This is a genomic window from Nocardioides sp. (assembly GCF_047602075.1).
Taxonomy (GTDB): domain Bacteria; phylum Actinomycetota; class Actinomycetes; order Propionibacteriales; family Nocardioidaceae; genus Nocardioides.
The window spans coordinates 719,690-740,830 of the sequence record NZ_JASGIF010000001.1 but is presented as its reverse complement, the minus strand read 5'-3'; the positions used below and the strand labels follow the sequence as shown (position 1 = coordinate 740,830).

General features: G+C 69.1%; 20 protein-coding genes. 11 read left to right on the top strand and 9 right to left on the bottom strand.

All coding sequences use genetic code 11. The features are described from left to right. Nucleotides 1–9: 9 nt before the first annotated feature. Genes QM714_RS03820 through QM714_RS03805 form a run of 4 tightly spaced genes read right to left on the bottom strand, consistent with a single transcriptional unit; the run spans nucleotide 10 to nucleotide 3,695 of the window. Nucleotides 10–345, bottom strand: coding sequence for a non-heme iron oxygenase ferredoxin subunit (locus tag QM714_RS03820; RefSeq protein ID WP_415097739.1), 336 nt, complete (start codon nucleotides 343–345; stop codon nucleotides 10–12). Further along, nucleotides 342–1,532 carry a Fe-S cluster assembly protein SufD gene (gene sufD, locus QM714_RS03815; protein WP_415097737.1) on the bottom strand — a complete coding sequence of 397 codons (1,191 nt, stop codon included), beginning with the start codon at nucleotides 1,530–1,532 and terminating at the stop codon, nucleotides 342–344. The genes QM714_RS03820 and sufD overlap by 4 nt, the downstream gene beginning before the upstream one ends. 49 nt (nucleotides 1,533–1,581) lie before the next feature. After that, nucleotides 1,582–3,000 carry a Fe-S cluster assembly protein SufB gene (sufB, locus tag QM714_RS03810; RefSeq protein WP_415097735.1) on the bottom strand — a complete coding sequence of 473 codons (1,419 nt, stop codon included), beginning with the start codon at nucleotides 2,998–3,000 and terminating at the stop codon, nucleotides 1,582–1,584. Beyond that, on the bottom strand, nucleotides 2,997–3,695 hold the full coding sequence (locus QM714_RS03805) for a helix-turn-helix transcriptional regulator (protein WP_415097733.1): 699 nt from the start codon (nucleotides 3,693–3,695) through the stop codon (nucleotides 2,997–2,999). The genes sufB and QM714_RS03805 overlap by 4 nt, the downstream gene beginning before the upstream one ends. 83 nt (nucleotides 3,696–3,778) lie before the next feature. Here QM714_RS03805 and QM714_RS03800 point away from each other — a divergent pair, with 83 nt between their 5' ends. From QM714_RS03800 to QM714_RS03780, 5 genes are all read left to right on the top strand, one after another. Continuing rightward, nucleotides 3,779–4,510, top strand: a complete 732-nt coding sequence (locus QM714_RS03800; RefSeq protein WP_415097731.1) for an ABC transporter ATP-binding protein — start codon at nucleotides 3,779–3,781, stop codon at nucleotides 4,508–4,510. Beyond that, nucleotides 4,507–5,271 carry an ABC transporter permease gene (locus QM714_RS03795; RefSeq protein ID WP_415097729.1) on the top strand — a complete coding sequence of 255 codons (765 nt, stop codon included), beginning with the start codon at nucleotides 4,507–4,509 and terminating at the stop codon, nucleotides 5,269–5,271. The genes QM714_RS03800 and QM714_RS03795 overlap by 4 nt, the downstream gene beginning before the upstream one ends. After that, entirely contained in the window at nucleotides 5,262–6,155 is an 894-nt protein-coding gene (locus tag QM714_RS03790; protein ID WP_415097727.1) for a COX15/CtaA family protein, read from the top strand. Before QM714_RS03795 ends, QM714_RS03790 begins: the two co-directional genes overlap by 10 nt. Before the next feature lie 435 nt (nucleotides 6,156–6,590). Then, the gene (locus tag QM714_RS03785) at nucleotides 6,591–7,061 is read left to right on the top strand and encodes an ABC transporter ATP-binding protein (RefSeq protein ID WP_415097725.1); all 471 of its coding nucleotides are present in this window, start codon (nucleotides 6,591–6,593) and stop codon (nucleotides 7,059–7,061) included. Between the two features lie 56 nt (nucleotides 7,062–7,117). Next, nucleotides 7,118–9,322 (top strand): FtsX-like permease family protein, encoded by a 2,205-nt coding sequence (locus QM714_RS03780; protein WP_415097723.1) that lies wholly within the window; start codon nucleotides 7,118–7,120, stop codon nucleotides 9,320–9,322. Here the strand turns inward: QM714_RS03780 and QM714_RS03775 are convergent. Further along, nucleotides 9,268–10,152: a heme o synthase gene (locus QM714_RS03775; RefSeq protein ID WP_415097721.1), complete on the bottom strand. Its 885-nt coding sequence runs from the start codon at nucleotides 10,150–10,152 to the stop codon at nucleotides 9,268–9,270. The genes QM714_RS03780 and QM714_RS03775 overlap by 55 nt on opposite strands. A gap of 183 nt (nucleotides 10,153–10,335) precedes the next feature. Between QM714_RS03775 and tkt the strand changes: the two genes are divergently transcribed. Genes tkt through pgl form a run of 6 tightly spaced genes read left to right on the top strand, consistent with a single transcriptional unit; the run spans nucleotide 10,336 to nucleotide 18,461 of the window. Continuing rightward, entirely contained in the window at nucleotides 10,336–12,438 is a 2,103-nt protein-coding gene (gene tkt / locus QM714_RS03770) for a transketolase (RefSeq protein ID WP_415097719.1), read from the top strand. Nucleotides 12,439–12,462: 24 nt separating this feature from the next. Continuing rightward, nucleotides 12,463–13,572 (top strand): transaldolase, encoded by a 1,110-nt coding sequence (gene tal / locus QM714_RS03765; RefSeq protein ID WP_415097717.1) that lies wholly within the window; start codon nucleotides 12,463–12,465, stop codon nucleotides 13,570–13,572. A gap of 8 nt (nucleotides 13,573–13,580) precedes the next feature. Continuing rightward, nucleotides 13,581–15,245: a glucose-6-phosphate isomerase gene (pgi, locus tag QM714_RS03760; protein ID WP_415100961.1), complete on the top strand. Its 1,665-nt coding sequence runs from the start codon at nucleotides 13,581–13,583 to the stop codon at nucleotides 15,243–15,245. After that, a complete protein-coding gene (zwf, locus tag QM714_RS03755; protein WP_415097715.1) occupies nucleotides 15,245–16,765 on the top strand; it encodes a glucose-6-phosphate dehydrogenase in 1,521 nt (506 codons plus the stop codon). The genes pgi and zwf overlap by 1 nt, the downstream gene beginning before the upstream one ends. Continuing rightward, nucleotides 16,765–17,718, top strand: coding sequence for a glucose-6-phosphate dehydrogenase assembly protein OpcA (locus QM714_RS03750; protein ID WP_415097713.1), 954 nt, complete (start codon nucleotides 16,765–16,767; stop codon nucleotides 17,716–17,718). Before zwf ends, QM714_RS03750 begins: the two co-directional genes overlap by 1 nt. Further along, the gene (gene pgl / locus QM714_RS03745) at nucleotides 17,715–18,461 is read left to right on the top strand and encodes a 6-phosphogluconolactonase (protein WP_415097711.1); all 747 of its coding nucleotides are present in this window, start codon (nucleotides 17,715–17,717) and stop codon (nucleotides 18,459–18,461) included. The genes QM714_RS03750 and pgl overlap by 4 nt, the downstream gene beginning before the upstream one ends. Here the strand turns inward: pgl and QM714_RS03740 are convergent. Genes QM714_RS03740 through QM714_RS03725 form a run of 4 tightly spaced genes read right to left on the bottom strand, consistent with a single transcriptional unit; the run spans nucleotide 18,458 to nucleotide 21,134 of the window. Next, a complete protein-coding gene (locus QM714_RS03740) occupies nucleotides 18,458–18,817 on the bottom strand; it encodes an RNA polymerase-binding protein RbpA (RefSeq protein WP_415097709.1) in 360 nt (119 codons plus the stop codon). The genes pgl and QM714_RS03740 overlap by 4 nt on opposite strands. A gap of 13 nt (nucleotides 18,818–18,830) precedes the next feature. Beyond that, on the bottom strand, nucleotides 18,831–19,067 hold the full coding sequence (secG, locus tag QM714_RS03735; RefSeq protein WP_415097707.1) for a preprotein translocase subunit SecG: 237 nt from the start codon (nucleotides 19,065–19,067) through the stop codon (nucleotides 18,831–18,833). A gap of 31 nt (nucleotides 19,068–19,098) precedes the next feature. Beyond that, nucleotides 19,099–19,893, bottom strand: coding sequence for a triose-phosphate isomerase (gene tpiA, locus QM714_RS03730; protein ID WP_415097705.1), 795 nt, complete (start codon nucleotides 19,891–19,893; stop codon nucleotides 19,099–19,101). Nucleotides 19,894–19,928: 35 nt separating this feature from the next. Further along, nucleotides 19,929–21,134 carry a phosphoglycerate kinase gene (locus QM714_RS03725; protein ID WP_415097703.1) on the bottom strand — a complete coding sequence of 402 codons (1,206 nt, stop codon included), beginning with the start codon at nucleotides 21,132–21,134 and terminating at the stop codon, nucleotides 19,929–19,931. Nucleotides 21,135–21,141 lie beyond the last annotated feature (7 nt).

Here is a 21,141-nt window from a genome sequence, read left to right as displayed (position 1 = left end):
TGCTTCCTTCTAGCTCGGGGTGACGCCGTTGAGCGTCCGGGTGGTGTCGACGTACACATCGCCGTCACGGACCTCGACGGGGAACGTGGCGACTGGTTCGGTGGCGGGCAGCACGGTGGGCTTCCCGGTGCGCAGGTCGAAGGCGGAGCCGTGGAGCCAGCACTCGATCGCACAGTCGACCACCTCGCCCTCGCTGAGCGGGATGGCCGCGTGGGTGCACTGGTCCTGCACGGCGAAGAACTCGTCGCCGTCACGGGCGACGGCGAGCTCCAGGCCGCCGACCACGGCCGCATGGGCCTGGTCGTCGCCCACCTCGTCGGTGCTGCAGACGCGCTCGAAGCTCACCGCTCGCTCCCCTCGATCGTCACCAGGTCGCCCATCGTGGCGGCCAGCTCGGCCTCGACGGCGGCGAAGAGGTGCTCCTCGATCACGGGCACGTCGATGCGGCGGATCAGCTCGTTGAAGAAGCCGTGCACGACCAACCGGCGCGCTTCGGTCTCGTCGATGCCGCGGCTGCGGAGGTAGAAGAGCTGCTGGTCGTCGAACCGACCGGTCGCCGACGCGTGCCCGGCCCCCTCGATCTCACCGGTCTCGATCTCCAGGTTGGGCACCGAGTCGGCCTGACAGCCGTCGGTGAGGACCAGGTTGCGGTTCTCCTCGTAGGTCTCGATGCCCTCGGCGATCTTGCGGATCAGCACGTTGCCGATCCAGACCGTGTGCGCCCGCTCGCCCTGCAGGGCACCCTTGTAGGACACATGGCTGCGGGTCTTGGGCGCGGTGTGGTCGACGAAGAGGCGATGCTCGATGTGCTGGCCCGCGTCGGCGAAGTAGAGGCCGAGCAGCTCCGCGTCGCCGCCGGGGCCGGCGTACTCCACGTTGCTGCAGGTGCGCACCAAGTCGCCGCCGAAGCTGACCTCGGCCAACCGGACGTGCGCGTCCCGACCGACCCGGACGCCCACCTGGGCGGCGTGCACGGCGTCGTCGTCCCAGTCGTAGATCGACGCCATCACAAGGTTGGCGCCGTCGCCGACCAGCACCGAGGTGGTGGCGCTGTAGCGGGCGCTGCCGGTGTGCTCGAAGACGATCGTCGCGCGCGTGTGCGAGCCGACCCGGACCACGAGGTGGCCCCAGACCAGCCGGTTGGCGTCGTCACCGTGCAGGCGCACCCGCACCGGCTCCTCCAGCACGGTCTCGGCCGGGATGTCCAGCAGCATCGCGCCACCCGCGTGGGCGACGGCGAGGGCCGCCAACCGATCACTGGGCAGCACCTCGCCGAGCGCGGCGGCCTCGGCGGTGGTCACCTCGGTCAGGGTGACCCCTGCGGGCAGATCGGTGGTCCAGGAGAGATGGCCGTCGGACGGCTGGTCGTCGAGCAGTCCGCGCAGCCGGCTGAGCGGGGTGAACCGCCAGATCTCCTCGCGCCCGGTGGGCATCGGGTGGTCGGCCAGGGCATACGACGGCTCCGGATGGAGGTGGCTGTCCACCTTGTCCATCTCGACGGCGCTCGACAGCGGCTGTCCAGTGAGTGTCACGTTCTTCCTTGTCAGATGTCAGATCGGTTCCGGCAGCGGGCGGTAGGGCTCAGCCCACCGCGCCTTCCATCTGCAACTCGATGAGGCGGTTGAGCTCGAGGGCATACTCCATCGGGAGCTCCTTGGCGATCGGCTCGACGAAGCCGCGCACGATCATCGCCATCGCCTCGGTCTCCTCCAAGCCACGGCTCATCAGGTAGAAGAGCTGGTCCTCGCTCACCTTCGACACGCTGGCCTCGTGGCCCATCGACACGTCGTCTTCGCGGATGTCGACGTAGGGGTAGGTGTCCGAGCGGCTGATCTGGTCGACCAGCAGCGCGTCGCAGAGCACGTTGGACTTCGACCCCGAGGCGCCCTCGTTGACCTGGACCAGGCCGCGGTAGGACGTCCGGCCACCGCCGCGAGCCACCGACTTGGACAGGATCGAGGACGACGTGTGCGGGGCAGCGTGCACCATCTTGGCGCCGGCGTCTTGGTGCTGACCCTCGCCCGCGAACGCGATCGAGAGCGTCTCGCCCTTGGCGTGCTCCCCCATCAGGTAGACCGCGGGGTACTTCATGGTGACCTTCGAGCCGATGTTGCCGTCGACCCACTCCATGGTGGCGCCGGCCTCGCAGGTCGCCCGCTTGGTCACCAGGTTGTAGACGTTGTTCGACCAGTTCTGGATCGTCGTGTAGCGGCACCGGCCGCCCTTCTTGACGATGATCTCCACCACCGCGGAGTGCAGCGAGTCCGAGGAGTAGATCGGTGCGGTGCAGCCCTCGACGTAGTGCACGTAGGCGCCCTCGTCGACGATGATCAGGGTCCGCTCGAACTGCCCCATGTTCTCGGTGTTGATCCGGAAGTAGGCCTGCAGCGGGATGTCCACGTGCACGCCCGCCGGCACGTAGATGAAGGAGCCACCCGACCAGACCGAGGTGTTGAGCGAGGCGAACTTGTTGTCGCCGACCGGGATCACGGTCGCGAAGTACTCCTTGAAGAGGTCCTCGTGCTCGCGCAGGCCGGTGTCGGTGTCGACGAAGATCACGCCCTGCTGCTCGAGATCCTCGCGGATCGAGTGGTAGAGCACGGTCGATTCGTACTGCGCGGCGACGCCCGCGACCAGCCGCTGCTTCTCGGCCTCGGGGATGCCGAGCCGGTCGTAGGTGTTCTTGATGTCGGCGGGCAGGTCCTCCCAGGTGTTGGCCTGCTTCTCCGCCGACTCGACGTAGTACTTGATGTTGTCGAAGTCGATGTCGGACAGGTCCGCACCCCACGACGGCATCGGCTTGCGGTCGAAGAGGCGCAGGCCCTTCAGGCGGAGGTCGAGCATCCACTCCGGCTCGCCTTTGCGGCCAGAGATGTCGCGGACCACGGCGTCGTTGAGGCCGCGCTTGGCCGTCTCGCCGGCAAGGTCGGGGTCGTGCCAGCCGAACTCGTAGCGACCGATGCCTTCCAGCCCGGGGTTCAGCTCTTCGATGCTCGTCATGATGACGCTCCGTCCTCGCGTGGATGGGGGATGCAGGTGGTGCACACGCCGTCACCGTGTGCGATGGTGGCCAGTCGGGCGACATGGGTGCCGAGGACCCGGCTGAAGGCCTCGGTCTCGGCGTCGCACAGCTGGGGGAACTCGTGGGCTACGTGGGAGACCGGGCAGTGCTGTTGGCACAGCTGCTCGGTGCCCTGGCCGAGACCGCTGTCGGGCAGCTCGCGGACGTGCGCGGCGTAGCCCTCGTCGCGGAGCACGCGGGCGAGCACCTCGGCCGACGACAGGGCAGGGTTCTGCGCCGAGACCCGGGCGAAGTCGCGCTCGATGAACGCCACCCGGCGGCGCGCGAACTTGAGGACCGCCTCGGAGCCGGCCGTCTCGGCGAGGAACCTGAGCGCCTCGGCGGCCAGGCCGTCGTACTGCTGGTCGAACCGGTCGCGGCCCTCCTCGGTCAGGGCGAAGGTGCGCGCCGGCCGACCCCGACCGCGGGGACCGCTGGGGCGTGCCTCGGCCGCGATCACCGCCCCGTCGGCGACCAGGTGGTCGAGGTGGCGGCGCACGGCGGCCGGGGTCAGACCGAGCCGGTCGGCGAGACTGGCCGCGGTGGACGGGCCGTTCTCGAGGATCGAGTGGGCCACCCGGGTGCGGGTCGACGCCTCACCGGCTGCGGGAGCGACGGCTGGGGCGAATTCCACAACAACAGTGTGACGTTAATACCCCGTCCGGTTCAAGTCGGGGGTGGTCGTCGCTTACGGAGGCCCGTTCCTAGACTGGCCGGGTGCCCCCAGACTCCCCCGCTGCCGTGGAGGTGGCCGGGCTGGTCATGCGCTACGGCGAGAAGACCGCGGTCGACGGGCTGACCCTCGGCGTCGCCCGGCACAGCATCACCGCCGTGCTCGGTCCCAACGGCGCCGGGAAGACCACCACCCTGGAGACCTGCGAGGGCTATCGGCGCCCCCAGCAGGGCTCCGTCCGCGTGCTCGGGCTGGACCCGATCGCGGACCGGGCTCGGTTGCTGCCCCGGATCGGGGTGATGCTGCAGGAGGGCGGGGCCTGGTCCGGCGTCCGGGCCGAGGAGATGCTGCGTCACCTCGCGCGGCTGCACGCCCACCCGCTCGAGGTCGAGATGCTGGTGGACCGGCTCGGTCTCGCGGAGTGCGGGCGGACCCCCTATCGTCGCCTCTCCGGTGGTCAACAGCAGCGGCTCGGCCTGGCGATGGCGTTGGTCGGCCGACCGGAGCTGGTCTTCGTCGACGAGCCGACCGCGGGGATGGACCCACATGCACGGCGAACCACCTGGGAGCTGCTGGAGGAGATCCGCCGCGACGGGGTGACGGTCGTGCTGACCACCCATCACATGGACGAGGCCGAGCGCCTCGCCGACGTGGTGCACATCCTCGACCACGGTCGCCTGGTCGCATCGGGCACCCCCGCCGAGCTGACCGACGAGGGCAGGCTCGACCTCGAGGACGTCTTCGTCGATCTCACCGACCCGGGCCGGGCCTCATGAGCGGCCAGTTCGCTCCTGCGCCTGGCGCCGCTCCGCTGGGCCGTCAGGTGCTCGCCCAGGCCGGGATGGAGACCCGGCTGATGCTGCGCAACGGCGAGCAGCTGCTGCTCGCCATCGTGATCCCGCTGATCGTGCTCATCGGTGCGGTCGAGGGCGCTGTCCGGCTCGGCATCGATGTCGACCACCGCCCGATCGACCTCTTCACCCCAGGCGTGTTCGCCCTCGCGGTGATGTCTTCGTCGTTCACCTCGCTGGCCATCATGACCGGCTTCGAGCGGCGGTACGGCGTGCTCAAACGGCTCGGCTCCTCCCCGCTCCCCCGGCACGGCCTGCTGCTGGGCAAGACCGGCGCGCTCGTCGCGGTGCTGGCCGTGCAACTCGTCGTCATCGGTGTGGTCGCCCTCGTGATGGGCTGGCAGCCCGAGGCTGGCTGGCTCGGTGCCCTCTTGGCGGTGGTGCTCGGGGTGGCCGCCTTCGCCTCCCTCGGGTTGTTCGTCGCGGGCGTGCTGCGTGCCGAGGCGACGCTGGCGGTGACGAACCTGGTCTATCTCCTGCTGCTGGCGGCGGGTGGCGTGGTGTTGCCCACGTCGTCGTACGGCGGGATCGGGCCGCTGCTCGCACTGCTGCCGTCCGGCGCACTCGGCGACGCACTGCGCTCGGCGTTCCTGGACGGCACCGTCGCCTGGGGCAGCCTGCTCGTGCTGGTGGTCTGGACTGTGGTCGGCACCCTGCTCACGGCCAGGACCTTCCGATGGGAGTGAGCGAGCCCTCCCTCAGCCCTTGGGTGCGGCGGATGGGTTGGGCCAGCCTGGTCGCCAACCTGGGCCTGATCGTCACCGGTGGCGCGGTCCGGCTGACCGGCTCCGGCCTCGGCTGCCCGACCTGGCCGCGGTGCACGTCGGAGTCGTTCACGCCGCACGGCGCCCTGGACCTGCACTCGGCGATCGAGTTCGGCAACCGCACCCTCACCTTCGTGCTGGCCGCCGTGGCGATCGGCACGTTCTGGATCGCCTGGCGCTCGCGGCGGTCGGATCTGACCCGGCTCGCCCTGCTGCTCGGCCTGGCGATCCCGGCGCAGGCGCTGCTCGGCGGCCTGACCGTGCTCACCCACCTCAACCCGTGGGTGGTCTCGCTGCACCTGCTGCCCTCACTGGGCATCGTCTCGCTGGCCGTGGTCTTCTTGTGGCGGATCGACCATCCGGCCCCGGTGATCCGCCGTGGCGCCCTGACGCAGCTCGCCTGGTGGGTCTTCGGCGTCGCGTGGGCGGTCTTCTACGTCGGCACCGTCGTGACCGGCGCGGGCCCACACGCGGGCGACTCAGGGGCGGCCCGCAACGGGCTGGACCCGCTGGAGTGGAGCCAGGCCCACGCGGACCTCGTCTTCCTACTCCTCGGACTGACCCTCGGCCTGGTCTACGCCGTCCGCGTCGCCGATACTCCCCCGATCACCCGCCGCGCAGCCCTGGTCCTGCTCCTGGTCGAGCTGAGCCAGGGCCTGATCGGCTTCGTGCAGTACTTCACGCACCTGCCCGTCCTGGTGGTCGGCCTGCACATGCTCGGCAGCGGCCTCACCGCGGCCGCCGTCACCTGGGCGCTGCTCACCGTCCGCGAGAGCGGACGAGAGGAATCAGGGCACAAGAAATGACGACGGTTCGCCTGCACCCCCGTGACCAGGCTTACCGTCGTCAACAGTAAAGACGCAGCAGGGGCCGATTCGGTTGCGTCTTTGGCGAGGTTTCTTTTGAGAGGCTCCCGAAGCAAGGGCCCACTCGCGCGATCAGGACTGTAGGTCTGCGCCTCTGGGTGTGCTCCGACCCGCCTCATTCGGGTTCGGCTGGGGCGCGTAGAGCGACGGCGGCTGGTCAAGGCCGTCCGTCTCTCGAACTAGCGGAGGGCAAGACTGTCTACTACAAGAGTTGTATCGCGGACACATTCTGGGACACATGCTCGGGCGAAGTGAGCGGTGTCGCCTAAACCCGCGGTCAGTTCGCAGTCCGAGGAGGGTGATGTCGGCGCGAATTCGATGATGACACCCGCAGTTGAGGCGCGGGATGTGGTGTATGGATATCCCTCTCAGCCGGTGTTGACCGGACTCAACTTGCGGGTGTCATCGGGCTCGGTGGTCGCAGTCATGGGGCCGAGCGGCTCGGGGAAGTCGACGCTTCTACATCTTCTCGGCGGTCTGCTGGTGCCGGATCAGGGCGAGGTCCTCCTAGCTGGACAAACCCTCAGTCGCCTGCGTGAGGACAAGAGGGACGTGCTGCGGCTCCATCAGGTCGGTTTCGTGTTCCACATTCATCAAGTCTCCGGTGGGCAACAGCAGAGAGCCGCGATCGCCCGCGCGTTGGTCCATTCTCCCGCGCTCCTGCTCGCCGACGAGCCGACAGGCTCGCTTGACGAAGACAACGCTCAACAGGTGCTTAGCCTGCTTTTCGACAGATCACGCGCGAGCGGAGCAGCGGTTGTCCTTGTGACGCACTCTCGAGAGGTCGCCCGAGCATGCGATGAGGTCTACGCCCTCGCCCATGGATCGCTCACCTCGGCCTCATGACACGGCCATTGCTGCTCGGTCTGCGGTTGTCACGGCCTCGGACCTATGTCGCGGGTGTGAGAGATGTTGCTGTCTTCTTGGTGTGTGCGCTCGGCGTCACGACCGTGCTCACACTCTTGGCGGCGCAAGCCGTTGTTGGCGCCCAGCAACTCGCGGAAGACCTCCGAACCCCGCGCCCTCCAGACGTCCCGTCCCGCAGTTCAAGCCACCTCTTGTCAGCCGAGTTCGTTAACAACTGGAGCGGTCGCAAGGTCACCAGGGTGGTGATCAGCAGCCCCCAGTCAGATCTTGACAATCATCCGCCCGGCATCTCGCGCAACCCGCTCCCTGGGGAGGTGTTTATCTCACCAGAGGTTGCCGCGTTGCGGGACGGGTCACCAGCGCTCGAAGCCGCTCTCGCGGGTGCCAAGGTTGTCGGGGAGATCAGCCCCGCAGGATTGATCGATCCGCATGAACTCCGGATCATCCAAGGAACGACGGCCCGGTCGGCCAAGAACTCGACGATGGCGGTGATTGAGGGATGGTCAACGCACGCGCGGCCGCGCGTCGATCTGTCCGGGCCACTGCTGTTCTTCGTTCCCCTGATGGTCAGCCTCTGCCTCCTGCCGCTGGTCCTCGCCCTCCTCCTCGGGTCGAGGCTGACCGCACCCGAGACCGATCGGCGAGCAGCACTGCTCAAGGCACTCGGGCTCCGGCGGCGACAAGTTCGCATGGTCTCGCTGGGTGAGTTGTTGCCCTCGAGCGCTGCCGGGGTCATTGCGGGGTGGCTCTTCTTCGCGTGGGCGAGCCGCCATCTGACCAGGGTGCCTGGGACGGGACTCGCGTTCTGGCCGGCCGACGCGGCACTGCCGCCCCTGACGCAAGTCCTCGTGCCGCTCGTGATCCTGGTTCTCACGCTTACACTGGGGACAAGCACCGTTATCTCTCGGCGGTTCAAGTCCGTGCGGCCCGTAGCCAGACACTCCGCGCCGCGCTGGTGGTGGGTTGTCCCCTCTGCTCTCGGCATGATCGGCGTGGTCGCAGCCTCGACATTCGACATCCGCCGTACCCCTGAGGCAACGTCCTACATGATCGTCGCCGCGGCCATACTTCTACTCGGCCTGCCGTGGGCACTTCGGTATCTCACTGCGGCCGTAGGTGAGCATATGGCACGCGTCGCGCGCTCCGGAACTACTTTGCTGGCTGGTCGCTGGGCGACCAAGCATCACGGCGCAACTTCACGGCTCGCTATCGCGGTAGCGGCTGGAATCTTCGCGGTGGCCGCTGCCGCGCCCTTCGTAACCATTCTCAGCGGACCCATCGGGGACGCCCAGGTGAACCTGAAGGAGGCTAGGGGCTACAACCTGGCTGTCTCCAATACCACGCTCACCCGGTCTCAGATCTCGTCACTGCCGGAGGTTCGGCTGGTTCTGGAGGTGGTCGCGGTCGGCCGTCCGCGCGACGGCGCAACCGCGCTCCGAGCGACCTGCGCGGATCTGGACGCGATCGTCCGATTGCGGTCAGCCTGCACATCGAAACCCTCATGGATTCAGGTCTATGACGGATCGATCAAAGGCTTTCTCCCAGACCTAAGGTATCCAGCCGAGGTCCCGGCCTTGTCGATGAGCATCTCCGAGGCGCCGACACGGACGGTTCGGGCGAGGCTGGACCCCGAGTTCCAAGCAGCCATCCTGCTGGACCGCCCGGGACAAGACGTGGCGGCTGGGCAGGCCGATTTCCTGGTCAATCTTCCAGACGGAAGTCGATCGCTCGAGGTCTTCGAGGGTCACCTCGCTCATTGCGTGTCGCCAGCCGAGTACCACAACGCCTACTCCGATTGGATCGCTCAGGCGCACTCGTTCTCCGGCTACCTTGCGTTCCTGCGCGTGGGCGGCTTCGTGGGACTGTTGGGCCTCTCTGTCGCTCTGCTCTCAGCCCTGACCAGAAGCGCGATCGAACGAAGGCAGGTGACGGACCTGCTCCGGACGATCGGACTGACTCGCAAGGCTCGCATCAGAACCCACATCGCCTCACAGTTCATTCCCTTATGCGTCTCCATGGAGGCCGCAGCGCTGGCAGGGGTTGCGGTCTGGATCGCCGCTGCACACCTCTACGCGCGGGCAGCCATGAGTGTGGGCGCCTATCTGGTGCTTCTCACCGTCCCGATCGCTATCGCGATTCTGTTGACCGTGCTGACCCTTCCCGCCGCATTGGCCGCAGCTTCTGCTCAGCGGGACAGCAGCGGGTCGATGGCGACGGCGACGAAGAGGAGGGCGAGGTAGAGGTTGGAGATGTGGAAGAGGCGCATCGGCTGGATCTCGGCGAGCACGTCGGAGCGGCGGGTGCGCGCCCACATCCGGTGTGCTTCGACCAGGAAGATCGCGCCGAGGACCATCGCGGTGATCAGGTAGAACAGGCCGGTGTCGGCGACGCTCCACAGCGCAAGCGAGGTCAGCACGGTGGCCCAGGTGTAGAGCACGACCTGGCGGCCGACCGTGGCGGCCGGGGCGACCGCGGGGAGCATCGGCACCTCCACCCCGGCGTAGTCCTCGCGGTAGCGCAGTGCGAGCGCCCAGGTGTGCGGAGGGGTCCAGAAGAAGACGACTAGGAACAGGACCACCGGGGTCCAGGCCAGCTCCCCGGTCACCGCGGTCCAGCCGATCAGAGCCGGGAAACAACCGGCGATGCCGCCCCAGACGATGTTCTGTGTCGTCCGGCGCTTGAGCAGCATCGTGTAGACGAACAGGTAGAACGCCTCGGCGGCCAGCGCGAGCAGCGCCGAGAGCCAGTTCACCCAGACGGCGAGCACGACCGTGGCGACCACACCGAGGATCACGCCGAAGGCCAGCGCGGCGCCGGGCGAGACGATGTGTCGGGGCAGCGCCCGCCGACGTGTCCGGCGCATCTGCTCGTCGATGTCCCGGTCGTAGACACAGTTCAGCGCACTCGCCGAGCCGGCGGACAGGGTGCCGCCGACGACGGTCGCTGCGACCAGGCCGAGCGGCGGGATGCCGCGGGCGGCGAAGAACATCACCGGCACCGTGGTGAGCAGCAACAGCTCGATGACGCGCGGCTTCATCAGACCGACGTACGCCGCGACGACGTCCTTCACGCTGGCACGCGAAGCCGTTGTGGCGGGTGCCGCTGAGCACCGGGTGGTCGACCGGTCAGCCGGTGTGCCTGGGGAGGCGGAATGGCTGACATCGGTCACTCGCGGAGTCTATCCCTCATCATGAGTAGGCTCGGTGGTGCCGTTTGACCCCGTCGCTTGACCCGTCTCCCCGAGAGGACGTCCGTGAGCACCCAAGCAGCCCCCCTGGAGTGGACCGACACCGACAAGCAGGCGGTCGACACCGTCCGCGCACTCGCCATGGACGCGGTCCAGAAGGTCGGCAACGGCCACCCCGGCACGGCCATGTCGCTGGCTCCGGCGGCATACCTCCTCTTCCAGAAGGTGATGCGGCACGACCCCGCCGCCACGGACTGGATCAACCGCGACCGGTTCGTGCTGTCGTGCGGCCACTCCAGCCTCACCCTCTACATCCAGCTCTTCCTGGGCGGCTTCGGCCTCGAGATGGCCGACCTCGAGGCGCTGCGCACGTGGGGCAGCCTGACCCCCGGTCACCCCGAGCACGGCCACACCCGCGGCGTCGAGGTGACCACCGGGCCGCTCGGCCAGGGTGTCGGCAACGCGGTCGGCATGGCGATGGCCGGCCGCCGCCTGCGCGGCATGCTCGACCCGGACACGCCGGCGGACGAGTCCGTCTTCGACCACTACGTCTACGTGCTCTGCTCCGACGGCGATCTCGAGGAGGGCGTGAGCGGCGAGGCGTCGTCCATCGCCGGCACCCAACAGCTCGGCAACCTGGTGGTGATCTACGACGACAACCGGATCTCCATCGAGGACGACACGGCCGTCGCCTTCAACGAAGACGTCTCGAAGCGCTACGAGTCCTACGGCTGGCACGTGCAGGACGTCGACTGGACCCACGGCGGCACGGAGTATCACGAGGACATCCAGGCGCTCTACGACGCCATCGTCGCCGCGAAGGCCGAGACCGACCGACCCAGCTTCATCAACCTCCGCACCATCATCGCCTGGCCCGCGCCGAACGCCCAGGGCACCGGCAAGGCCCACGGCTCCGCCCTCGGCGCCGACGAGGTGCGCGCCACCAAGGAAGTGATGGGCTTCGACCCAGACCAGTCCTTCGCGATCGCCGACGACGTGCTGGCCCACACCCGCGGCCTGCTGGAGCGTGGCGCCGCCTGGCGGGCGGCCTGGGGCGAGGCGTACGCCGCCTGGGCAGCGGCCCACCCCGACCAGGAGGCCCTCCTGCAGCGGCTCGAAGAGCAGCGGCTCCCCGATGGCTGGGCCGACGACCTGCCCACCTTCGAGGCCAACCCAGGCGGTGTAGCGACCCGCAAGGCCTCCGGCGAAGTCATCCAGCGCCTAGCCGCGAAGCTGCCCGAGCTCTGGGGCGGCTCGGCCGACCTGGCGGAGTCCAACAACACCACCATCGAGGGGGCGCCCTCCTTCATCCCCGCCGACCGGAGCACCAAGCAGTGGTCGGCCGACCCGCTGCACGGCCGGGTGCTGCACTTCGGCATCCGCGAACACGCAATGGGCTCGATCATGAACGGCATCGCCCTCAACGGCGGGACGCGAGTCTTCGGCGGCACGTTCTTGACGTTCTCCGACTACATGCGCGGCGCGGTCCGGCTGGCGGCGCTGATGCAGCTGCCGGTCACCTACGTGTGGACCCACGACTCCATCGGCCTGGGCGAGGACGGTCCCACCCACCAGCCCGTCGAGCACCTGGCTGCGCTGCGCGCCATCCCGGGCCTGGACGTGGTCCGGCCGGCCGACGCCAACGAGACGGCGGCCTGCTGGAAGGCGATCATCGAGCACACCGACCGGCCGGCCGGGTTGACCCTGACCCGGCAGAACGTGCCCGTCTTCCCACGGGGCATCGACGGGTTCGCCGGCCTCGAGGACGTGCACCGTGGCGGCTACACACTCCTCGACACCGACGGCACTCCAGACGTGATCCTGGTCGGCACCGGTTCCGAGGTGCAGCTCGCCGTGGAAGCGCGCGCGCTGCTCGCCGGGAAGGGCATCGCGGCGAGGGTGGTCTCGATGCCCTGTCGTGAGTGGTTCGACGCCCAGGACGCGTCCTACCGCGACGCCGTCCTCCCACCGGACGTGCGCGCACGCGTCTCGGTCGAGGCAGGCGTGGCGATGGGGTGGCGCGAGGTCGTCGGCGACCACGGCCGGATCGTCTCGCTGGACCATTACGGCGCGTCCGCGGACCAGGCCACCCTGTTCCGCGAGTTCGGATTCACTGCCGACCATGTGGCAACGGCGGCCCAAGAGAGCATCAGTTCGGTCGCGGGCTGACCCGGCCGAGGAGAGGAAGCAACCATGTCCGAGCGACTTCAGCAACTCAGCGACGCCGGCGTCTCCATCTGGCTGGATGACCTGTCCCGGGATCGGATCGAGACCGGCAACCTCGCCGAGCTGGTCAAGGCCGACAACGTGGTCGGGGTGACCACCAACCCGTCGATCTTCGCGGCCGCGCTGGCCGAGGGTGAGCGGTACGACGACCAGGTGGCCGCGCTGGCCGCCGACGGCGCCGACCTGGATCGGACCGTCTTCGAGCTGACCACGACCGACGTACGTAATGCCTGCGACATCCTCCGGCCGGTCTTCGACGCCACCGGCGGCGTGGACGGCCGGGTGTCGATCGAGGTCGCCCCCGACCTGGCCTACGACACCGACGCCACCGTCGCCTCCGCCCGGGCGCTGCATGCCGAGGTCGACCGGCCCAACCTGCTGATCAAGATCCCCGGCACCCCGGAGGGCTTCCCGGCCATCACGGAGACGCTGGGGGCCGGCATCAGCGTGAACGTGACCCTGATCTTCGGCCTGGAGCAGTACGAACACGTGATGGAGGCGTTCATCGCCGGCATCGAGAAGGCCAGGGACAACGGGCTGGACCTGTCCACGATCCACTCGGTGGCGTCCTTCTTCGTCTCGCGAGTCGACACCGAGATCGACGCGCGCCTCGACAAGATCGGCGCCGACCCCACCCTCCACGGCAAGGCGGGGGTCGCCAATGCTCGGCTGGCCTACCAGGCCTACGAGCGGTTCTTCGACACCGACCGCTGGGCTGCGTTGGAAGCTGCGGGCGCTCACCGGCAGCGCCCGCTGTGGGCCTCGACGGGTGTCAAGAACCCGGCCTACCGCGACACGATGTATGTCGACGACCTGGTCGTGGACAACACCGTCAACACGATGCCGGAGAAGACGCTCCGGGCCGTCGCCGACCACGGAGACATCCGCGGCGACCAAGTCCGGCCCTACTACGCCGAGGCGGCCGCCGACCTGGCAGCGCTGGCCGCGGTGGGCATCGACTACGACGACGTCATCGCGACGCTGGAGAGCGAAGGGGTCGAGAAGTTCGTGACGTCGTGGCACCAGCTGCTGGACACCGTCCGGGCCAGCCTGGAGCAGGCGAAGAGCCGCCAGTGACCACGCCCGTGGCCGACGAGCCGGTGGACCCGACCTCGACCCGAGCCTGGATCCGCCTCGACGAGCTGGCCGGGGAGCTCACCCCCGACCTGCGTTCCTGGTTCGCCGACGACCCTGGCCGAGTAGAGCGGTTCAGCTTCCAGGCGGCAGATCTCTACGTCGACCTCTCCAAGAACCTGGTCGACGACGCCGTTGCCGCGGCGCTGATCGAGCTGGCGGCAGCGGTCGGTCTGGAGGCGCGGCGCGACGCGATGTTCCTCGGTGAGCGGATCAACGTGACCGAGGACCGCTCCGTGCTGCACACCGCCCTGCGACTGCCCGCCGACGCCGTGCTCGAGGTCGACGGGCAGGACGTGGTCGCCGAGGTGCACGACGTGCTCGGCCGGGTCTACGCCTTCGCCGACCGGGTCCGGTCGGGGGCGTGGACCGGCGTGACCGGCGAGCGCATCCGCACGGTGGTCAACATCGGCATCGGCGGCTCCGACCTCGGCCCGGTGATGGCCTATCGAGCGCTCCGGCCCTACCTGCTCGACGGGCTGGAGTGCCGCTTCATCAGCAACATCGATCCGACCGACTGCGCCCTGACCCTCGCCGACCTCGACCCCGCCACCACACTGTTCATCGTGTCGAGCAAGACCTTCGGCACACTCGAGACGCTCACCAACGCCCGGCTGTGCCGGTCCTGGCTGCTCGACGGTCTGCGGGCGGCCGGGGCCACGGCTCCGGACGCCGACGCCGTCGCGAAGCACTTCGTCGCTGTCTCCACGGCGCTGGACCGGGTCGCCGAGTTCGGCATCGACCCGGCCAACGCCTTCGGCTTCTGGGACTGGGTCGGCGGGCGCTACTCGGTCGACTCGGCGATCGGCACCTCGCTGGTGATCGCGATCGGACCGGAGCGGTTCGCCGAGTTCCTTGCCGGCATGCACGCGATGGACGAGCACTTCCGGACCACTCCCCTCGCGGCCAACGTGCCGGCGCTGATGGGTCTGCTCAACGTCTGGTACGTCAACTTCCTCGGCGCCGAGACCCACGCCGTGCTGCCCTACTCCCAGCTGCTGGAGCGGTTCCCGGCCTACCTCCAGCAGCTCACCATGGAGTCCAACGGGAAGGGCGTCCGATGGGACGGCTCCCCCGTCACGACCGACACCGGCGAGGTCTTCTGGGGTGAGCCCGGCACCAACGGTCAGCACGCGTTCTACCAGCTGATCCACCAGGGCACCCGTCTCATCCCGGCCGACTTCATCGCGGTCGCCACCCCGCCGTACGCCCTCGGCGACGGGGACGTAGACGTGCACGAGCTGCTGCTCTCCAACTTCTTCGCCCAGACGAGGGCATTGGCGTTCGGCAAGACCGCCGACGAGGTGCGCGCCGAAGGCACACCGGAGGCGATCGTCCCGGCCCGCGTGTTCACCGGCAACCGGCCGACCACGTCGATCATGGCGCCGGAGCTGACCCCGTCTGTGTTGGGGCAGCTGATCGCGCTCTACGAGCACATCACGTTCACCGAGGGCGTGGTGTGGGGCATCGACAGCTTCGACCAGTGGGGTGTCGAGCTCGGCAAGCAGCTCGCGTTGCAGGTGGCTCCCGCCGTCTCCGGCGACGCCGACGCCCGAGCCGGCCAGGACGCCTCCACCCAGGCCCTCATCGACTACTACCGCGGGCACCGCCGCTGATGGTCGGCAACCCGCTCCGCGATCCGCAGGACCGTCGCCTGCCGCGGATCGCAGGGCCGTGCGGGATGGTGCTCTTCGGCGTGACCGGCGACCTGTCCCGCAAGAAGGTGATGCCGGCCATCTACGACCTCGCCAACCGCGGCCTGCTGCCGCCCGGGTTCTCCCTGGTCGGCTTCGCCCGGCGGGACTGGGCCCATCAGGACTTCGCCCAGATCGTCCACGACTCGGTCCGCCAGCACGCCCGCACCGAGTTCAGGGAGGAGGTCTGGCAGCAGCTGGCCGAGGGCTTCCGGTTCGTCCCCGGGGACTTCTCCGACGACCTCGCCTTCGAGGGGCTGCGGCGCACCATCGAGGAGCTCGACGTGGTGCGCGGGACGGGCGGCAACCATGCGTTCTACCTGTCCATCCCACCGCGCTTCTTCGGCGAGGTCGTCCAGCAACTGCAGGAGCACGGGCTGGTCGACCACCGCGAGGGCTCCTGGCGGCGAGTCGTCGTGGAGAAGCCGTTCGGCCACGACCTGGAGTCCGCACGCGAGCTGAACGACATCATCGGCCAGGTCTTCCCGAGTGGGTCGGTCTTCCGGATCGACCACTACCTCGGCAAGGAGACCGTGCAGAACATCTTGGCGATGCGCTTCGCCAACGCGATGTTCGAGCCGTTGTGGAACGCCAACTACGTCGACCATGTGCAGATCACCATGGCCGAGGACATCGGCATCGGTGGCCGCGCCGGCTACTACGACGGCATCGGTGCCGCTCGCGACGTGATCCAGAACCACCTGATGCAGCTGATGGCGCTGGTGGCGATGGAGGAGCCGCCCTCCTTCGATGCGGAGAACCTGCGCCAGGAGAAGCTGAAGGTCCTCTCCTCGGTGTCCCTGCCGAACCGGCTCGACCTGCACACCGCGCGGGGACAGTACGCCCCCGGCTGGGCCGGCGGGATCAAGGTGCCCGGCTATCTCGAGGAGGACGGGATCCCTCGGACCTCGACTACCGAGACATTCGCGGCGATCCGGCTCGACATCGACAACAGACGGTGGGCCGGGGTGCCCTTCTATCTGCGCGCGGGCAAGCGGCTCGGCCGCCGCGTCACCGAGGTCGCGGTGGTCTTCAAAGGCGCCCCGCACCTGCCCTTCGCCAAGGCCGCCACCGAGGACCTCACCCAGAACGCCTTCGTCATCCGGGTCCAGCCCGACGAAGGCCTCACCGTGCGATTCGGGTCGAAGGTGCCCGGGACGGCGATGGAGATCCGGGACGTGTCGATGGACTTCGCCTACGGCGGCTCCTTCACCGAGGCGTCGCCCGAGGCCTACGAACGACTCATCTTGGACGTGCTACTCGGCGATCCGCCGCTGTTCCCCCGGCACGAGGAGGTCGAACTGTCCTGGCGGATCCTGGATCCGATCCTGAACCACTGGGCTCGCAAGGGCCGACCAGACGCCTATGAGTCCGGCACCTGGGGGCCGCACTCCGCCGACCTGATGCTGGCCCGGGACGGCCGCACCTGGAGGAGGCCCTGATGGCGCGCATCACCGAGCTGACCGACACCGACTCGGCCGAGATCGCCGCGGAGTTCGTCCGGGCTCGCACGCGCGCCGGCAGCCCGGTCATGGGCATGGTGATGACCACCGTGATCGTCGTGGACGAGGACGCCTCGGTCGCGGCGATGGAGGCCGCCAAGCAGGCCTCCCACGAGCACCCGGCCCGCGTGCTCGGGGTGATCCTGGGCAGCCTGCGGGGCCCCAGCCAGGTGCACGCCCAGGTCGGCATCGGCGACGGTTGGAGCGGAGAGACGGCGGTGATCAGGCTCTCGGGAGAAGTCGTCAGACACCCCGAGTCGGTGGTCCTCCCCCTTCTCCTGCCCGACTCCCCCGTCGTGGTGTGGTGGCCGCGCGACCACCCCGATCGGCCGGCTGAGGACCCGATCGGTCGCCTCGGCCAGCGCCGGATCACCGACGCCGCCTTCGTGACCCGCGGCAAGACCAAGGCGCTGCGCGAACAGTGCGCGGCCTACGCCGAGGGCAACACCGACCTCGCGTGGACCCGGATCACACCGTGGCGGGCGATGCTCGCCGCCGCTCTGGACCAGCAGCCGCTGAAGGTCACCGACGTGGTGATCCGCGCCGAGCGGATCAGCCCCAGCGCGGATCTGCTGATGGCGTGGTTGAACGACCGGCTCAAGGCGCCGGCGCGGCGCCTGGTCTCCGGTGGCCCCGGCATCACCGAGGTCACCATGAACACCCGTGAAGGCCCCATCAGCATCACCCGGGCCGACGGCAAGCTGGCGACCTTCTCCTCCCCCGGTCAGCCCGACCGACCGGTGGCGCTCCGCCGCCGACAGGTGCCCGAGCTGCTCGCCGAGGAGCTCCGCCGGCTGGACGAGGACGACGTCTATGCGGCCACCGCTCGACGCCTGGTCAAGTTGACCGCGGACGGGGAGACGCATGCAGCGCAAGGGAGGAGACGCTCATGACACCACCAGCGACCGAGCCCACCGTGGAGGTGCTGCCGGACGCGAGCGCGCTCGCGACCCGGGTGGCGACCGAGCTGCTGGGCCACATCGTGGCCGCTCAAGCCTCCGGTGAGGAGCCGCAGATCGCCCTGACCGGCGGCACCATCGCCGATGCCATCCATCACGAAGTCAGCCGGCTAGCGCCCAGCTCGGGCGTCGACTGGTCCCGGGTCGGGATCTGGTGGGGCGACGAGCGCTTCGTCGCCGCTGACAGCCCCGACCGCAATGCCGGCCAGGCCCGCGCCGCGCTGCTGGACCAGGTGCCCATCCCGGCAGACCAGGTGCACGAGGTGCCGGCCAGCGATCAGGCGGCCGACCCCGACGCGGCCGCAGCGGCGTACTCCACCGAGGTGCGCGCCTTCGGAGGCGGGGAGTTCGCGGTGCTCATGCTCGGCGTCGGGCCGGACGGCCACATCGCCTCGCTCTTCCCGGGCTTCCCGCAAGTCGAGATCGAGGACAAGATCGCGGTCGGGGTGACCGGCTCGCCGAAGCCGCCCCCGGAGCGCGTCTCACTCACCCTGCCGGCGCTCAACCACTCCCGGGCGGTGTGGTTCGTGGCCAGCGGCGAGGGCAAGGCTGCCGCCGTCGCGGGAGCTCTCGACCCGTCAGCGGAGGATCCGCTGCCCGCCGCACGCGTGCACGGGCGGGTCGAGACCGTCTGGTTCCTCGACGCGGCCTCGGCCGGGGACCTCTCGAACCCCTAGAAGATGATGTCGCCGGCCTTGCGGCGGCTGCGCAGGGTCTGCAGGGCCTCGTTGAGGATGTCCTTGGCCTCAGCGTCGGAGCGGCGCTCCTTCACATAGGCCAGATGGGTCTTGTAGGGCTCGATCCGAGGAGCCGGAGGCGGGTTCTCGGAGTCGAGCGAGGCGGGGAGCCCACACTTGGGGCAGTCCCACGACTCGGGGATCTGCGCCTCGACCGCGAAGGTCACCACCGAGCGATGCTCGTGAGAGCAGTAGTAGGCCACGGCCTGCCGCGGCGCTGCTTCGCCGCGCTCGGCCTCACCCATCGGGCCCGCGCCGACACGGCTGCCCCGAATAGCGTTTCCACCACCAGCCACTGAAGGAGTCCTTTCAGCCCTTGTGCGCCATCCACAGCCCGAGGGCGATGATGGTGGCGAACCAGACGACGCCGATACCGACTGTGAAGCGGTCGAGATTGCGCTCGGCCACCGAGCTCCCGCCGAGCGAGCTGGACATGCCTCCCCCGAACATGTCCGACAGGCCACCACCGCGACCCTTGTGCAGCAACACCAGCAGCACCAAGATGGCGCTGCTGATGAGCAGGACGGTGGTGAGAGCGAGAGTCACGGTCGCAAAGCCTACTTCACGGCCTGTGGAATCACAGGATCGGCATGTCGTAGTAGCGACAGATCCCGCCGAACTCGTCGGCCTGCAGGCTGGCGCCGCCGACCAGGCACCCGTCCACGTCGGGCTGCTCCATGATGCCGGCGACGTTCGCCGCCTTCACCGAGCCGCCGTAAAGGATGCGTACGCCGTCCGCGGCGGCGTCACCGTGCGCCTCACGGACCCACTCACGGATCGAGCCACACACCTCCTGCGCGTCGGCCGGGGTGGCGACCTCGCCGGTGCCGATCGCCCACACCGGCTCGTAGGCGATCACCAGCCCGGCGACCTGTTCGGCGCTGAAGCCAGCGAGCGAGCCCTCCACCTGAGCCAGGGTGTAGGGCACCTGGTCGCCGGCCTGACGGATCTCGAGCCCCTCACCGACGCAGACGATCGGGACCATGCCGGCCTCGAGGCTGCGATGCGCCTTGGCGTTGACGACCTCGTCGCTCTCCGAGTGATACTCGCGCCGCTCGGAGTGCCCGACCACGACATAGCTGCAGCCCAGCTTGGCCAGCATCGCCGGGGAGATCTCCCCGGTGTAGGCGCCGTCCTCGTGGGTCGAGACGTCCTGAGCGGCGTACTTGATCGACAGCTTGTCGCCGTCGACCAGGGTCTGCACCGAGCGCAGGTCGGTGAACGGCGGCACCACGACCACCTCGACGGCGCTGTAGTCGTGCTTCTTGTCCGACAGCGTCCAGGCGAGCTTCTGGACCAGCACCACCGCCTCTTGGTGGTTGAGGTTCATCTTCCAGTTCCCCGCCATCAGCGGGGTTCGGGTGGTGGCCATGGGACCTTCCTGTCGAGGATCGGGGTGCGGAGGGATCAGGCGGACTGCTCGAGCACGCCGATGCCGGGGAGCTCCTTGCCCTCCAAGAACTCCAGGCTCGCGCCTCCACCGGTCGAGATGTGGCCGAAGGCGGTCTCGTCGAAGCCGAGGGTGCGCACCGCCGCCGCGGAGTCGCCACCCCCGACGACCGAGAGCCCGGGCACCGCGGTGAGCGCTTGCGCGATGGCACGAGTGCCGTCGGCGAAGGCTGGCGTCTCGAAGACGCCCATCGGACCGTTCCAGAAGACCGTCTGGGCATCGGCGAGGGCCGCTGCGAACGCAGCCGCCGACGCCGGCCCGATGTCGAGGCCGAGGCTGTCTGCGGGGATCGCCGAGGCCGGCACCACCTCTGGCTGCGGGTCCCGGTCGGCGCTGGGGAACTCGGTGTCCACGACGATGTCGGTCGGCAACAGCAACTCGACTCCTGTGGCAGCAGCTCGCTCGAGGTAGCCGCGGCAGGTCTCGATCTGGTCCGCCTCGAGGAGGCTCTTGCCGACCTCGTGACCCTGCGCCGCGAGGAAGGTGAAGACCATCCCGCCGCCGATCAGCAGCCGATCAGCCTTGCCGAGCAGGTTGTCGATCACGCCGAGCTTGTCGGAGACCTTCGAGCCGCCGAGCACGACCACGTAGGGGCGGGCCGGGTCGACCGTCAGCCGGCGCAGCACGTCGACCTCCTTGGCGACCAGACCGCCCATCGCAGACGGGAGTCGCTGCGCGACGTCGTACACCGAGGCCTGCTTGCGGTGCACCACCCCGAAGCCGTCGGAGACGAAGGCGTCCGCCAGCGCGGCGAGCTGGTCGGCGAAGGCGCCGCGCACGGCATCGTCCTTGCTGGTCTCGCCCTCGTTGAAGCGGACGTTCTCCAGCACGGCGACCTGTCCGTCGGTCAGCGCCGCGACGGTGGCCTCGGCGCTCTCCCCCACCGTGTCGGTGGCGAACGCCACCGGCTGGCCGAGCAGCTCACCGAGTCGCGCCGCGACCGGCGCCAGGGAGTACGCCGGATCGGGTGCCCCCTTCGGACGACCGAGATGGGCGGTCACGATCACCCGGGCGCCGGCGTCGGCCAGCGCCCGGATGGTCGGGACGCTGGCCCGGATCCGGCCGTCGTCGGTGATCGTCGTGCCAGCCAGCGGCACGTTGAGGTCGGACCTGACCAGGACACGCTTGCCCCGCAGGTCCCCGAGGGACTCCAGACCGGACACGAGGCTG

Coding starts and splice junctions, on each gene's coding strand:
- sufB (WP_415097735.1), bottom strand. CDS start 3,000: ATGACGAGCATCGAAGAGCTGAACCCCGGGCTGGAAGGCATCGGTCGC.
- QM714_RS03795 (WP_415097729.1), top strand. CDS start 4,507: ATGAGCGGCCAGTTCGCTCCTGCGCCTGGCGCCGCTCCGCTGGGCCGT.
- QM714_RS03790 (WP_415097727.1), top strand. CDS start 5,262: ATGGGAGTGAGCGAGCCCTCCCTCAGCCCTTGGGTGCGGCGGATGGGT.
- tal (WP_415097717.1), top strand. CDS start 12,463: ATGTCCGAGCGACTTCAGCAACTCAGCGACGCCGGCGTCTCCATCTGG.
- zwf (WP_415097715.1), top strand. CDS start 15,245: ATGGTCGGCAACCCGCTCCGCGATCCGCAGGACCGTCGCCTGCCGCGG.
- QM714_RS03750 (WP_415097713.1), top strand. CDS start 16,765: ATGGCGCGCATCACCGAGCTGACCGACACCGACTCGGCCGAGATCGCC.
- pgl (WP_415097711.1), top strand. CDS start 17,715: ATGACACCACCAGCGACCGAGCCCACCGTGGAGGTGCTGCCGGACGCG.
- tpiA (WP_415097705.1), bottom strand. CDS start 19,893: ATGGCCACCACCCGAACCCCGCTGATGGCGGGGAACTGGAAGATGAAC.